Genomic DNA, 13,758 nt, shown 5'->3' with positions numbered 1-13,758 from the left:
AGCGAAGCGCGGCTGCAGGCTCCGATTTTGCAATTTCGCGCGGTCAGGGCGTGACGGGTCTTACGCGGGGGCGCGATTCGTGGCCGGCCGGTGGCTGCGGTCGATGGCCGTGCTCAGGGCAATGGCGACCAGCATCAGTGCAAAGCCGACCCAGTTCATCCAGGCGGCCGCGTCGTTGGCCAGCAGCCAGCCGCCGAGCGCCGCGCCCACCGCCTGGCCGGTATAGATGCCCGAGCTGTTCAGCGCGACGGAGCCCGGCGCAAGGGTGGGCGCCAGGCCCACGAGGCGCGCCTGCTGGGCCGAATTGGTGGCAAAGCAGCCCAGGCCCCAGGGCACGAGCACCACGGCCAGCCAGGCCAGCGTGGAGGCCATCGGCCACAGCAGCAGGCTCAGCGCGATCAGCATGGTTGTGACCAGCACCATGCGCCCGGCACCGATCCGGTCGATGAAACGGCTGACCACCATGTTGCCGACCAGCCCGCAGGCGCCGAACAACGCCCACATCACGCTCAGCGTGGTGGCGTCGGCACCGAAGCCCTGCTTGAGGATCGGGCCGAAATAGCTGAAGAGCACGAACTGGCCGGCCCCTTGCAGCGCCGTGACCGAGACGATGCCCATCAACACCGGGCTGCGGAGCACGCGCGACCATGCGGCGGCCGTCAGCGCGGCCGGGCGAATGCCCTGGGGAAGAGTGAGCCAGACCGAGGCCGCGCTCACGACGCTCAGCGCCGCGATCGCCAGGAAGGCCATCCGCCAGCCCAGGTGGCCACCGATGAGCGCTCCGATGGGCAAGCCCAGCACCGAGGCCATCGACCAGCCCAGAAAGACGAAGGTTACGGCGCGTCCGCGCTGTTCGGGCGGCACCAGCATGCCGGCGCAGGCGGCGGCCTGGGGCGTGAAGATCGCGGGCGCGATCACGGTGAGCATGCGTACCGGCAGCAGGGCGGCAAAGCTCGGCATCAGCGCCGAGAGTGCGTGCCCGGCGGCATACCAGAGCAGGGTGAGGGCCAGCAACTGGCGGCGGTCCCAGCCCGCGACGGCCGCGGCCAGCAGCGGGGCGCCGATGCACATCACCGCGGCGGCGGCTGTGATCAGTTGGCCCGCAGTCGCGACGTTGACGGCGAGCGATGTGCTGATTTCATTGAGCGTGCCGGGCACGACCATCACGCCCGTGCCGATCACGAAATTGCCGGCCAGCAGCGCCCAGAGGGCGCCCCGCGGCGCAGGCCGGGTCACTGAGTGCCCTCAGCCTTCGGCTGCGGTATTCGCCTTGGGGCGGCCCGGCGGCTCATAGGTTCACCGGCGAACCTGCAGCGCGCCTGGATTCACGATGTTCGTGGGGTTGCCGTTGATGTAGCTCACGACGTTGTCGAAAGCCTGGCCGAAATAGCTCTCGTAGCTTTCCTGCTCGACGTAGCCGATGTGCGGCGTGCAGATGCAGTTTTCGAGGCGCAGAAGGGCGTGGCCCTGCAGCGGCGGTTCGCTTTCGAACACGTCGATGGCCGCCAGCCCCGGGCGTCCACGGTTGAGCGCGGCCAGCAGGGCGTCGGCTTCGACCAGTTCGGCACGCGAGGTGTTGACGAACAGTGCCGTCGGCTTCATGCGCGAGAGGTCTTCCAGTGTGACGAGACCGTGGGTTTCTTCGTTGAGCCGCAGATGCACCGACAGCACGTCGGCCTGGGCAAAGAACTCGTGGCGGTTCTGCGCCACCTGGAAGCCGTCGGATCGGGCCTTGGCGCAGCTCGCCTCGCGACCCCAGATCACGACCTGCATGCCAAAAGCCTGCCCGTAGCGCGCGACCAGTTGGCCGATGCGGCCATAGCCCCAGATGCAGAGCGTCTTGCCCTTGAGGACCGACCCAAGCCCGAAGTTGGGCGGCATCGAGGCCGACTTGAGCCCCGACTGCTGCCACGCACCGTGCTTGAGGTTGCTGATGTACTGCGGCAGCCGGCGCATGGCGGCCATGATCAGCGCCCATGTGAGCTCGGCAGGTGCCTGCGGAGAGCCGGTGCCTTCGGCCACCGCCACGCCACGCTCGGTACAGGCCGTGACGTCGATGTGGCCGCCGACCCGCCCCGTCTGCGAAATGAGCTTGAGCTTGGGCAGCTTCTCGATGAGCTGGCGCGAGATCTGCGTGCGCTCGCGGATCAGCACGATCACGTCGGCATCCTTGAGGCGAACCGACAGTTGCCCGATGCCCTTCACCGTGTTGGTATAGACCTTGGCCGCGTACGCGTCCAGCTTGGCGGCGCAGCGCAATTTGCGCACGGCGTCCTGGTAATCGTCGAGGATCACAATGTTCATGGCGTGCCATTGTGCCTCGCAGCATTGGGATGTCGCCGCCGTGAACGTTTGGATACCCACCCCTGAGGGCGTTCACAGGGGCGTCGGGGCTCAGTGCAGGTGTGCGGAACGAGGTGCCGGGACCATGCTTTCCGCAGCCTCGAGCGCAGCAAGGCGGTCGAGTTCAGCGCACACGTCGGCCATCCGGCCCGAGATCACGACACGGTTGTTGGCGCGTTGCTGGCCGTGCCCATCGATCAGGCGAACCACACGCAGCGGTCGTGCCGGTGCGCTTGCTTGCGTCGTGGACGCCGAGCCATTGCCCGATCGGGCGGTGCAGGCGGGACGGACCGCAACGTAGCGCAGCCCGGCGGAAGCTTCGGCGTGGTCGAGCTTGTCGAGCCGGTGAGGGCGGCGGGCCGGGATCAGCCGGCTGGCGAGCGATTGCAGCGGCATCCAGAAATCAGCGATGGCGAGGAGGGCGATTCCCATGTGAACTCCAAAAAAGTATGAGGTTGAACACAGGCAGGATTTCTTGAATCGGCCGCGACAGGGTGATGGCGACTCTGCGCCATACGCCCGCCACCTGTTGCGGCCGGATGAGGTGCTGCTGCAAGCAGGCCGTGGGGCCTACATCAGCATGGTGTTGCGGATGAGGCCGACCGCCAGGCCCTCGATTTCGAAGGGCTCGCCGGGCTGGACGATGATGGTCGGGTAGTCGGGGTTTTCGGCGTGCAGCTCGATCACCTGCTTGTTGCGCTTCAGGCGCTTGACCGTGACTTCGTCACCCAGGCGGGCGACCACGATCTGTCCGTTGCGCGCTTCCTTGGTGGCTTGCACGGCGAGCAGGTCGCCGTCCATGATGCCGGCGTCGCGCATCGACATGCCGCGCACTTTCAGCAGGTAGTCGGGCTGGCGTTGGAACAGCGTGTTTTCGACGTAATAGGTCTGGTCGACGTGTTCTTGCGCCAGGATCGGCGAGCCGGCTGCGACGCGACCGATGAGCGGCAGCGCCAGTTGCGCCATGCCAGGCAGCGAGAGCGAGAACTGGCCGCCTTCGCGGTGGCGCGTTTCGTTGAGCGAACGCAGTGCGTCGCCCTTGAGGCGGATGCCGCGCGAGGTGCCGCTGACGAGTTCGATGACGCCCTTGCGGGCCAGCGCTTGCAGGTGCTCTTCGGCGGCGTTGGCCGACTTGAACCCCAGCTCGTTGGCGATTTCGGCGCGCGTTGGCGGCGCTCCGGTGCGAGCGATGGCGCTCTGGATCAAGTCCAGGATCTGCTGCTGGCGGGCTGTAAGCTTCACGGCGAACTGCATATGTGGTTCCTTGCGGCACTGGCTATTTATCCAGTGCCTGTATTTTTAACCAGTTTTTAGAAGTTGACAAGCCATGGCCAATGCCCCTTTGCCCGAGTTGCGTCGCGTGGTGGTTCTGGGCACCGGCGGAACCATTGCCGGGCGGGCTGCCAGCAGTGACGACAACATCGGCTACACCGCCGGACAGGTGGGTGTGTCCGACCTGTTGGGAGGCATCGAAGCGCCCGAAGGCGTGACGCTGGTGGCGGAGCAGGTGGCACAGGTCGACAGCAAGGACATGTCGTTCGACATCTGGCAGAAGCTCGCGCAGCGCTGCGTGCATTGGCTGGCACAGCCGGATGTAGTGGGCTTGGTGATCACGCATGGCACCGACACGCTGGAGGAGACGGCGTTCTTCCTGCATTCGGTGCTCGCGGCGGCCAAGCCTGTGGTGCTGACCTGCGCGATGCGTCCCGCCACAGCGCTGGCGCCCGACGGGCCGCAGAACCTGCGCGACGCGATGGCTGTGGCGGCCGCGGATGGTGCCCATGGCGTGACGGTGGTTTGCGCGGGCACGATCCACAGTGGCGTGGACATTCAGAAAGTGCACACCTACCGGCTGGATGCCTTTGCGTCGGGCGATGCGGGGCCGATCGGCTATGTGGAAGAGGGGGCGGTGCGCCTCGTCAGGGCATGGCCGGAGGGAGCGGCGAAGGCCTCGAAAGCCCTGGAGGTGGCTGCGGCCCGATGGCCGCGTGTCGAGATCGTCATGAGCCACGCCGGCGCAAGCGGCGCGATCGTCGACGCACTGCTGCTCGCGGGGGGCGCTGAGCCTGTGTGTGGACTGGTTCTGGCCGCGACCGGGAACGGCACGCTGCACCATGCGCTGGAGACGGCGGCGCTCAAGGCGCAAGACGAAGGGGTTGCCGTGCTGCGCGCCACGCGCTGCGCCAACGGGCGCATCCTGCCGAGGCCGGACGACCGGCTGCGCGATGCGGGCGCGCTCACGCCAGTCAAGGCGCGCGTGGCGCTGATGCTGGAATTGCTCGGCGTGTGAAGTAGCCGCCCCGGTGAAGGGCGGCTGCGTGAATCAGCTGCTCAACGCTGCGAGTGCGCGTTGCGTGATTTCGTCGACCGTGCCCACGCCCTTGATGGCGCGGTACTTCGGCGCTGCGCCCGGGTCGGTTTGGGCCCAGGCCGAGTAGTAGTCGACCAGGGGACGCGTTTGCTGGCTGTAGACGTCGAGCCGCTTGCGCACGGTTTCTTCCTTGTCGTCCTCGCGCTGGATCAGCTCTTCACCGGTCACGTCGTCCTTGCCCTCGACCTTGGGCGGATTGAACTTGACGTGGTAGGTGCGGCCCGAAGCAGGGTGCGAGCGGCGACCGCTCATGCGCTCGATGATGTCGCCGAAGGGCACGTCGATTTCAAGCACGTAGTCGAGCTTGACGCCTGCTGCCTTCATGGCATCGGCCTGGGGAATGGTGCGCGGGAAACCGTCAAACAGGAAGCCGCCGGCACAGTCGGCCTGCGCGATGCGTTCCTTCACGAGATTGATGATCAGGTCGTCGCTGACCAGGGCGCCGGCGTCCATGACGGCCTTGGCTTGGAGCCCCAGCGGCGTGCCGGCCTTGACGGCGGCGCGCAGCATGTCGCCGGTCGAGATTTGAGGGATGCTGTATTTCTGGCAGATGAAGGCCGCTTGCGTGCCTTTGCCCGCTCCGGGCGCGCCCAGCAAAATTAGTCTCATGGTGTCCTCGGACGGTTCTTAGATTTTGTGTCGCGCCAAGCGTCGGCCCCATGGCTGGGCAAGGCGGAGTTGCGTCGAGGATAGCACGCGTCCCGATGGGGATTTTCCCGCGTCTTCACTCGGGCGACACCCTGCCTCAGGGCTTGGGCTGCGCCGCAAAGACCGCGCGCACGCGTGCCAGGTCTTCGGGGGTATCGATGCCCGGTCCGGGCGCGACGTCGCTCACATGCACGGCGATGCGATGCCCGTGCCACAGCGCACGCAGCTGTTCAAGTGCTTCTGTCGCCTCGACGGGCGACGGCGGCAGCGACGGAAACTTGCGCACGAAGCCCGCGCGGTAGCCGTAGATGCCGATGTGGCGCAGGGGCGCCGGCGAAGGCAGCACGGTTGGTGCCGCACCCTGGCTGGAGCCGTCGCGCCACCACGGGATCGGTGCACGGCTGAAGTAGAGAGCGTGGCCCTGTGCATCGAGAACGGCCTTCACCACGTTCGGGTTCATGAAGTCGTCGACCGAATCGATTTCGTGGGCCGCGGTGCTCATGGCGGCCTGCGGATGCGCCGCCAGCTCCGACGCCACGGCGTCGATCAGCGCGGGGTCGATCAGCGGTTCGTCGCCTTGTACGTTGACGACGATGTCGTCGCCGTCAAGGCCCAGTTGCTCGCAGGCTTCGGCCAGCCGGTCGGTGCCGCTGGGGTGGTCCTGGCGCGTCAGGATGGCTTCGACGCCATGCGCCTTGCACGCCGAGATGATGGACGGATCGTCCCCGGCGACGACCACGCGCACCGCACCTGATTCGCTGGCGCGCTGGGCAACGCGCACCACCATGGGCACGCCGGCGATGTCGGCAAGGGGTTTGTTGGGCAGCCGTGTCGACGCCAGGCGCGCCGGCACGAGAACGGTGAAGCTCACAGCCCCAGCTCGTCGTCGGACAGCGTGCGGGCTTCGTTCTCGAGCAGCACCGGGATGCCGTCGCGCACCGGATAGGCCAGGCGCGCGCTGCGCGAGCAGAGCTCCTGCTTCTCCGGGTTCCAGGTCAGCGGGCCCTTGGTGACGGGGCAGACGAGCAGTTCAAGCAGCTTGGTATCCATCGAGCGATGATAGCTTTGCGTCGAGCGCGGTGAAGAATTCGGAAGAGGGTGCGAAGTGCAGCGGCACGGCCAATGCGTCGGGTGCCTGCCGCCACAGCTTGACCGCGTCTTTTTCCGTGCAGACGAGGGTGTACGCGGTGCCGGAGGGGCGCTGCCAGCCGTCGAAATTGTCGTGGTCGGGCAGGGCGATGGTCTCCGCGAGCGTGAGGCCGCGTGCGCGCAGCATCTCGAAGAACGCCTCGGGCCGCGCAATGGCTGCCAGGGCGATCACTGGCTTGCTCGCCAGGGCCTCCAGGGGAATGCGCTTTCCGTCACGGGTCACGGCCTCGGCCGCAAGGCTGCGGGTGGCGGTGTAGCCACCGGCGAAGGCAGGGCGTTCGCCACTGTGCAGGATCAGGTCGCAGCGGCGCGGCCAGGCTTCGCGCAACGGGCCGGCGGGCAGTCGCCAGCCATTGCCGATGCCGCGATCGTCGAACACGCAGATCTCGATGTCGCGCCCCAGGGCGAGATGCTGAAGGCCGTCGTCGCTGACGATGACCTGCGTGGCCGGATACCGGGCCAGCAGGGCGCGCGCTGCTTCGATACGTCGCCGGGCGACGAACACGGCTGCATTGGTCGCATGGCGGATCAGCGCAGGTTCGTCGCCGACATCGCGTGGGTCGCTGTCATCGCGCACCTCGCGGCAGTCGTCGGTCTGGCGGCCGTAGCCGCGCGACACCACGCCCACGCGTACACCCCGAGCCTGAAGGTGCCGCACGACCGCCATCACCACCGGCGTCTTGCCCGCGCCGCCCGCAATCACGTTGCCTACGACGATCAAGGGCACCGAGACGCGTTCGGTCCGAAGCAACCCCAGGCGATAGAGCCATCCCCGCAGCGCGAAGAGCGCAGCGTAGAGCAGCGACAACGGCCACAACAGGCAGGCAAGCAGACCGCGATGCAGCCAGGCGTCTTGCAGCCGCGAGGCCGAAGGGCCGGTGTTGCTGTTGCGGTCTTCCGAAGGCACTCAGTGCCCGGCTTGCGCCGTCGACTGGGCGGCGAAGGTGATCTGCATCAGGCCGGCACGCCGGGCCGCTTCCATCACCGTGACGACGGCCTGGTGCGGGCTGCTTGCGTCGGCGCTGATGATGACCACGCTGTCCTTGCCGCCGGTGGCTGCGGCGGCGAGTGCAGCGGCCACGGTTTCCACGTTGCGATCGGCCACCGCGGCCTTGTTGACCGAGTAACGGCCATCGGCCGAGACCGTCACGATGACTTCCTTCGGATAGTCGCGCTGCGCGTCGACGTCCGCCGTCGGCAGCCGCAGCTGCATCTCGGTGAACTTGCTGTAGGTGGTCGACAGCATCAGGAAGATCAGGATGACCAGCAGCACGTCGATGAACGGGATCAGGTTGATCTCCGGCTCGTCGCGCGCACCGTGGCGAAACTGCATGCGGGCGCGGGTCATTTGCGCAGTGCGTTCAGATGGCGCGCGAAGCGTTCACCCGACAGTTCGAGGTTCAGCAGATATTCGTCGACGCGGCTGCGAAAGTAGCGCCAGAAGATCAGCGTGGGAATCGCCACGATCAGTCCGAAGGCCGTGTTGTAGAGCGCGATCGAGATGCCGTGCGCCAGCTGCGCCGGGTTGCCCGAACCCACGGCACCGCTGCCTGGCGATTGCGAACCGAAGATTTCGATCATGCCGATCACGGTGCCCAGCAGGCCGAGCAGCGGCGCGGCGGACGCAATGGTGGCCAGTGCCGGCAGGTAGCGCTCCAGCCTGTGCGCGACCGTGCGGCCCGAGGCTTCCATGGCGGCGCGCAGGTCGTCTTCGGTGCAGCGGGGGTTGGCGTTGAGCGCCCGCAGGCCGGCGGCCAGCACCTGGCCGAGCATCGAGTTGCTTTCCAGCTTCGTCACGACATCGGGGCCGGGAATGGCGCCTCGCGACACAGTGATGGTTTCGTCCAGCAGCTTCGGTGGCAGTACCCTCACGGTCTTGAGACTTGTGAAACGTTCTATAACCAGCGCGAGCGCGATGACTGAACAGGCGAGCAATGGCCAGATGGGCCAACCCGCGGCAACAATGATGGAAAACAAGAAAATCCTCCGGCCCATAGACTGCAAATGCGCGGCGATTATCCACTGAGCCCACCATCGCCACGCGGCTTGTTTTGGTGTCGGCAAGGACGCACAGATTCTGTGGATAACTTTGTGATTAACCTGCTGCACAACGCGTCCGAACCCGCATGGGACGGGCTTTTTGCTAGATCGACTGAATTTTGAGCAGCACTTTTTTCAATGAAATCAATGGCTTGCACGAGAAACCGTGCACCTGTCCCGCTCCAGGGGCCGGAAACGGGCAAATTGCCGCCCGTTGTGGAAGAGTGGCATTGCGCCGAGCGTGCATTCCGTGAACTTGCGTGATGCGAATTCCGCGCCCGGGCCGCGCATCTGGGCCGTCGGCGCGTTGTGCCGCGCGGTTGCCGATGCGCTCGACGCGCGCTTCAATCCTGTCGCCGTGCGCGGCGAGATCTCTGGTTTCTCGCGGGCGGCAAGTGGACATTGTTACTTCTCGCTCAAGGACGAGTCTGGCCAATTGCGATGCGCGATGTTCCGTCGTGCCGCCGGCCTGCTCGACTTTTCGCCGCGCGACGGCGATCAGGTCGAGGTGCGCGGGCGCCTCGCCGTCTACGAGCCGCGCGGTGATCTGCAGCTCGTGGTCGAGAGCTTGCGGCGTGCGGGGCAGGGCGCCCTGTTCGAGCAGTTCATGCAACGCAAGGCGCGGCTGGAGGCAGAGGGGCTGTTCGATTCGGCGCGCAAGCGGGCGTTGCCGACCATGCCGCGTGCCGTGGGCGTCGTCACTTCGTTGGGTGCAGCGGCGCTGCACGACGTGGTCACGGCGCTGCGGCGGCGCGTGCCGCACATTCCGGTGGTGTTGGCCCCGGCGGCTGTGCAGGGCGCCAATGCGCCGGCCGAACTGGTGCGCGCCTTGCAATCCCTCTATGCGCTCGAGCCCGCGGTCGATGTGATTCTGCTGGTGCGCGGTGGCGGTTCCATCGAAGACCTCTGGGCCTTCAACGACGAGACGCTGGCGCGCACCATCGTGCAGAGCCCGGTGCCGCTGATCAGCGGCGTGGGGCACGAAACCGATTTCACCATCGCCGACTTCTGCGCCGACCTGCGTGCACCGACGCCGACCGCTGCGGCGGAGCTTGTCAGCGCGCCGCGCGACGTGTGGCTCGGCGCGCTCGACCTGCTCGAAGAACGGCTTGGCGATGCGCTGGGCGGTCGCCTCGATGCGTTGGGGCAGCGCCTCGACCAAGCCGCGGGGCGCCTCGGCCGGCCCTCGAGCCTCGTCGCGCGGCAACAGCTTCGGCTGGCACACCACGCGCAGCGGCTTCAGTACGCGGTGCTGTCGAGGCGGGAGCGACTGGCACAAACACCGCGTTCGATCGCGGCAGACTTTCCTTTGAAGTTCGAGCGAGCGCTGATGCAACGACGCGAACGGCTGGAGCGCGTGGCCCTGCGTCTGCGCCTGCTCGACCCATCCCTGGTCTTGCAGCGGGGGTATGCGTGGCTGACCGATACAGAGGGGCACGCGATCGTCAGCGCAGGGCAACTATCGGCGGGTGACGCTGTCGTCGCGCGGCTTGCGGATGGCGAAGTCGACCTGACCGTCACGCCCGGCGAAGCAACGGGAACGCGTCCGACGCGCCCTCAATAATTACTTCCTAGAATCCTTCATTCCCCACAACCAACCCACGAGAAAAAACCATGGAACATGTGCTCCCACCCCTGCCGTACGCCCTCGACGCGCTGGCGCCCGAGTATTCGAAGGAAACCCTCGAATACCACTACGGCAAGCACCACAACGCCTATGTCGTGAACCTGAACAACCTGCAAAAGGGCACCGAGTTCGAAGCCCTGACGCTGGAAGAGATCATCAAGAAGTCCAGCGGCGGCATCTACAACAACGCCGCGCAAATCTGTAACCACACCTTCTTCTGGAACTGCATGAAGCCGCAAGGCGGCGGCGCTCCTACCGGTGCGCTGGCCAAGGCCATCGATGCCAAGTGGGGCACTTTTGACGCCTTCAAGGAAGCGTTCGTGAAGTCGGCCGTGGGCAACTTCGGCTCGGGCTGGACCTGGCTGGTGAAGAAGCCTGACGGTTCGGTGGACATCGTGAACACCGGCGCCGCCGGCACGCCGCTGACCACCGCCGACACCGCGCTGCTGACCGTCGACGTCTGGGAGCACGCCTACTACATCGACTACCGCAACCTGCGCCCGAAGTTCGTCGAGACCTTCCTGGCCAAGCTGGTCAACTGGGACTTCGTCGCCAAGAACTTCGGCTGAAGCCGCGCTTCTCCATAGAAAAAGCCGACCCTCGGGTCGGCTTTTTTGTGGGCTTCAGCCAGCAGGACTTCAGCGTTTGGTGGCTGAGAACAACTCGCCGCCGAGCTTGGCGCCCTTCTTGATACTCTTCTTGGCGAACCAGCCCTGGTTCATTTCGAGCACGTAGCGCACGGGCTCGAGAGAGCAATGCGAGTTCTCGGTCATGGGCTGCATGTCGACGAGGTTGACGATGCGGCCATCGTCGGCCACGAATGCGGCAGTCAACGGCAAGATCGTGTTGCGCATCCAGAAGCATTGCGTTGCTGGTTGCTCGAACACGAAGATCATGCCTTCGGCCTGCGGCATCTCCTTGCGGAACATCAGGCCGATTTCTCGCTGCTGGGGTGTTTGCGCAATCTGCACGTCGATCTTGTACAGGCCGGCCGACAACTGCGTGCGTGCCAGATCGGTTTGGGGTTGCTGTTGGGCATGCGCCGGCATCACGAAGGACGCGGACAACAGGAGCAGGGCGGCGAGACGCTGAAACATCGGATAACTCTTTCAGGGCGGGGTCAGGGCCCGGCCCGTAACCAATAAAAATGCCCGCTGAAGCGGGCATTGCCGGTGAGCTGGAAAGCTTACACCTTCTTGGCAGCGGCCGTGTGGGCCTTGGCGACGTGGCGAACCTTGTGCTTCTTGGCTGCGTGCTTCTTCGAAGCGTGCTTGGCAACCTTGGGAGCGGCAGCAGGAGCAGCCGTGGTCGGTTCTGCTTGTTGAGCGAAGGCACCGGCAGCGAAGAGACCGGCGATCAGGGCTGCGAGCAGCTTGTTCATGAAAAATCCTTTGATGTCGTTGATTTGGATGGCCCTCCCCAGCGGAAGGTAGACATTCAACGGAGGTCGCTTCTGGCGGTTGACAACAAAGCAGCGACTGCCGACGAAAAAAAAGAGCGCTCCGTGGAGCGCTCTTTTTTGCGGGGGGGCAGGCCGACTTACTTGGCGGTCGGCATGTCGGGCGTGCCGCCTTGGGTCGACTTGCGCTTCACGCTGCCGTCCTTGTTGCGACGACGTTGGTCGCGGGTGCTGGCGCGCTTTTCGCCAGAAGCCGCAGCCTTGTCGGCACCGATGGCGCCGCCTTCGGGGGTCTTGGCTTCATCGCCAGCAGGACCAGCAACCTTGCCAGCGGGCTTGGCAGCCTTCTTGGCTTCAGCGCGTTCTTGCGACTTGCTGTTCGTGGCGTTCCCTTGTTCGGGCGACGTACCAGCCGGGTTTTGGGCGTAAGCGCCAGCGGCGAACAGGCCAGCGATCATGACTGCGAGAATTTTGCTCATTGATGATTCCTCTATCGAGAATTGGTTGGAAACGCCTCCCGGCGAGCAGAAGGTCAGCCACTAACGAGGCCATTGGCCCTATGGTTGACAAACGCCAGCTGATGGGTTGCGTCTAAAATGTACAGCGATTTGTTCATGGGCTGTACAGCGATTCCCCCTCGTGTCTGAATTCGCTGACAGTCGCCAAGATTACGCCACCCCCGGAGCCATTTCCCCCATGTCCAGCTACCAGCACATCAAAGTTCCGGCCGAGGGCCAGAAGATCACTGTCAACGCAGACAACTCGCTCAATGTGCCGGACCAGCCGATCATTCCGTTCATCGAAGGCGATGGAACCGGCCTGGACATCACCCCCGTGATGCTGAAGGTGGTGGACGCAGCCGTGGCCAAGGCCTACGGCGGCAAGAAGAAGATTCACTGGATGGAGGTTTTCGCCGGCGAGAAGTCGACCAAGGTCTACGGCCCCGACGTCTGGCTCCCCGAAGAAACGCTGCACGCCGTGCGCGACTACGTGATCTCCATCAAGGGCCCGCTGACCACGCCCGTTGGCGGCGGCATCCGCTCGCTGAACGTTGCGCTGCGCCAGGAGCTCGACCTGTACGTCTGCCTGCGTCCCATCCAGTACTTCGAAGGCGTGCCCAGCCCGGTGCGCGAGCCACACAAGACCAACATGGTCATCTTCCGCGAGAACTCGGAAGACATCTATGCCGGCATCGAGTTCGAAGCCGAGAGCGACAAGGCCAAGAAGCTCATCAAGTTCCTGCAAGACGAACTGGGTGTCAAGAAGATCCGCTTTCCCAATACCTCGGGCATCGGCGTCAAGCCGGTGTCGATCGAAGGCACCGAGCGCCTTGTGCGCAAGGCGCTGCAATACGCCATCGACAACGACAAGCCCAGCGTGACCATCGTGCACAAGGGCAACATCATGAAGTTCACCGAAGGTGGCTTCCGTGACTGGGCCTACAACCTCGCTGCCAAGGAGTTCGGTGCCGAGCTGATCGACGGCGGCCCGTGGATGAAGTTCAAGAGCCCGAAGACGGGCAAGGAAATCACTGTCAAGGACAGCATCGCCGATGCGTTCCTGCAGCAGATCCTGTTGCGTCCCGCCGAGTACAGCGTCATCGCCACGCTGAACCTCAATGGCGACTACGTGTCCGACGCATTGGCCGCGCAGGTCGGCGGCATCGGCATCGCACCGGGCGCGAACCTGAGCGACACCGTCGCCATGTTCGAGGCCACCCATGGCACCGCGCCCAAGTACGCCGGCAAGGACTACGTGAACCCCGGCTCCGAAATCCTCTCGGCTGAGATGATGCTGCGCCACATGGGCTGGACCGAAGCGGCCGACCTGATCATCAGCGCGATGGAGAAGTCGATTGCCAGCAAGAAGGTCACCTATGACTTCGCGCGCCTCATGGAAGGCGCAACGCAGGTGAGCTGCTCTGGCTTCGGTCAGGTCATGATCGATCACATGTAATTGCAGTCACTGACGCCTTCTGGCGTCGAGCATCAAAGCCCTTGAAGTTCCGAGAGGAATTCAAGGGCTTTTTTCTTGGCTGCCATCGCCCTCTTATTGAGTTGAATTACTACTTTAGTAAAAGACAAAACAGGCTGCATTGGGCAAATTGCACGCTTCAATCGCCTGCTTTTTAGGGGTAACTATTGGTAGAAACTGTGCTTGTCGCATGCCCGTGCATGGCCC

At 65.0% G+C, this 13,758-nt stretch carries 17 protein-coding genes; 4 read left to right on the top strand and 13 right to left on the bottom strand.

Annotated features, from left to right (window positions below):
* Positions 1-60: 60 nt before the first annotated feature.
* From BLQ28_RS16020 to lexA, 4 genes are all read right to left on the bottom strand, one after another.
* Positions 61-1,236 (bottom strand): MFS transporter, encoded by a 1,176-nt coding sequence (locus BLQ28_RS16020; RefSeq protein ID WP_093241096.1) that lies wholly within the window; start codon positions 1,234-1,236, stop codon positions 61-63.
* A 60-nt stretch (positions 1,237-1,296) separates the two neighbouring features.
* Positions 1,297-2,304: a D-2-hydroxyacid dehydrogenase family protein gene (locus tag BLQ28_RS16015; protein WP_093241093.1), complete on the bottom strand. Its 1,008-nt coding sequence runs from the start codon at positions 2,302-2,304 to the stop codon at positions 1,297-1,299.
* Positions 2,305-2,394: 90 nt separating this feature from the next.
* Positions 2,395-2,775 carry a hypothetical protein gene (locus tag BLQ28_RS16010; RefSeq protein WP_093241090.1) on the bottom strand — a complete coding sequence of 127 codons (381 nt, stop codon included), beginning with the start codon at positions 2,773-2,775 and terminating at the stop codon, positions 2,395-2,397.
* Between the two features lie 138 nt (positions 2,776-2,913).
* Positions 2,914-3,597, bottom strand: a complete 684-nt coding sequence (lexA, locus tag BLQ28_RS16005) for a transcriptional repressor LexA (RefSeq protein WP_013541704.1) — start codon at positions 3,595-3,597, stop codon at positions 2,914-2,916.
* A gap of 73 nt (positions 3,598-3,670) precedes the next feature.
* Here lexA and BLQ28_RS16000 point away from each other — a divergent pair, with 73 nt between their 5' ends.
* Complete coding sequence (locus BLQ28_RS16000) at positions 3,671-4,633, top strand: asparaginase (RefSeq protein ID WP_093241087.1); 963 nt, start codon at positions 3,671-3,673, stop codon at positions 4,631-4,633.
* A gap of 33 nt (positions 4,634-4,666) precedes the next feature.
* Here BLQ28_RS16000 and adk read toward each other — a convergent pair whose 3' ends face one another.
* From adk to BLQ28_RS15970, 6 genes are all read right to left on the bottom strand, one after another.
* Positions 4,667-5,323 (bottom strand): adenylate kinase, encoded by a 657-nt coding sequence (gene adk, locus BLQ28_RS15995; RefSeq protein ID WP_093241084.1) that lies wholly within the window; start codon positions 5,321-5,323, stop codon positions 4,667-4,669.
* A gap of 136 nt (positions 5,324-5,459) precedes the next feature.
* On the bottom strand, positions 5,460-6,233 hold the full coding sequence (kdsB, locus tag BLQ28_RS15990) for a 3-deoxy-manno-octulosonate cytidylyltransferase (protein WP_093241082.1): 774 nt from the start codon (positions 6,231-6,233) through the stop codon (positions 5,460-5,462).
* Positions 6,230-6,412 carry a Trm112 family protein gene (locus BLQ28_RS15985; RefSeq protein WP_057596378.1) on the bottom strand — a complete coding sequence of 61 codons (183 nt, stop codon included), beginning with the start codon at positions 6,410-6,412 and terminating at the stop codon, positions 6,230-6,232. Before BLQ28_RS15985 ends, kdsB begins: the two co-directional genes overlap by 4 nt.
* A complete protein-coding gene (gene lpxK / locus BLQ28_RS15980; protein ID WP_093241079.1) occupies positions 6,393-7,418 on the bottom strand; it encodes a tetraacyldisaccharide 4'-kinase in 1,026 nt (341 codons plus the stop codon). Before lpxK ends, BLQ28_RS15985 begins: the two co-directional genes overlap by 20 nt.
* Entirely contained in the window at positions 7,419-7,844 is a 426-nt protein-coding gene (locus BLQ28_RS15975) for an ExbD/TolR family protein (RefSeq protein WP_371126682.1), read from the bottom strand.
* A gap of 11 nt (positions 7,845-7,855) precedes the next feature.
* Positions 7,856-8,488 carry a MotA/TolQ/ExbB proton channel family protein gene (locus tag BLQ28_RS15970; protein WP_093241076.1) on the bottom strand — a complete coding sequence of 211 codons (633 nt, stop codon included), beginning with the start codon at positions 8,486-8,488 and terminating at the stop codon, positions 7,856-7,858.
* 313 nt (positions 8,489-8,801) lie between these two features.
* On the opposite strand from BLQ28_RS15970, the gene xseA reads away from it, so the two are divergent.
* Together xseA and BLQ28_RS15960 are read left to right on the top strand one after the other, a co-directional pair.
* The gene (gene xseA / locus BLQ28_RS15965) at positions 8,802-10,115 is read left to right on the top strand and encodes an exodeoxyribonuclease VII large subunit (RefSeq protein WP_093241746.1); all 1,314 of its coding nucleotides are present in this window, start codon (positions 8,802-8,804) and stop codon (positions 10,113-10,115) included.
* A 50-nt stretch (positions 10,116-10,165) separates the two neighbouring features.
* Positions 10,166-10,747, top strand: coding sequence for a superoxide dismutase (locus tag BLQ28_RS15960; RefSeq protein ID WP_093241073.1), 582 nt, complete (start codon positions 10,166-10,168; stop codon positions 10,745-10,747).
* A gap of 69 nt (positions 10,748-10,816) precedes the next feature.
* Here the strand turns inward: BLQ28_RS15960 and BLQ28_RS15955 are convergent, their stop codons facing one another.
* The 3 genes from BLQ28_RS15955 to BLQ28_RS15945 form a co-directional block, all read right to left on the bottom strand.
* Positions 10,817-11,275: a DUF192 domain-containing protein gene (locus BLQ28_RS15955; RefSeq protein ID WP_093241070.1), complete on the bottom strand. Its 459-nt coding sequence runs from the start codon at positions 11,273-11,275 to the stop codon at positions 10,817-10,819.
* 89 nt (positions 11,276-11,364) lie between these two features.
* Positions 11,365-11,559 carry a hypothetical protein gene (locus tag BLQ28_RS15950; RefSeq protein ID WP_093241743.1) on the bottom strand — a complete coding sequence of 65 codons (195 nt, stop codon included), beginning with the start codon at positions 11,557-11,559 and terminating at the stop codon, positions 11,365-11,367.
* A gap of 158 nt (positions 11,560-11,717) precedes the next feature.
* A complete protein-coding gene (locus BLQ28_RS15945) occupies positions 11,718-12,056 on the bottom strand; it encodes a cell envelope biogenesis protein TolA (RefSeq protein ID WP_093241067.1) in 339 nt (112 codons plus the stop codon).
* A 217-nt stretch (positions 12,057-12,273) separates the two neighbouring features.
* Between BLQ28_RS15945 and icd the strand changes: the two genes are divergently transcribed.
* Positions 12,274-13,533 carry an NADP-dependent isocitrate dehydrogenase gene (gene icd, locus BLQ28_RS15940; protein WP_093241064.1) on the top strand — a complete coding sequence of 420 codons (1,260 nt, stop codon included), beginning with the start codon at positions 12,274-12,276 and terminating at the stop codon, positions 13,531-13,533.
* Positions 13,534-13,758: the final 225 nt, after the last annotated feature.

Origin of the sequence: Variovorax sp. EL159, from assembly GCF_900100965.1 — a bacterium.
GTDB lineage: Bacteria > Pseudomonadota > Gammaproteobacteria > Burkholderiales > Burkholderiaceae_C > Variovorax.
The sequence above is the reverse complement of the archived record's forward strand: the minus strand, read 5'-3'. Positions and strand labels throughout refer to the sequence as shown.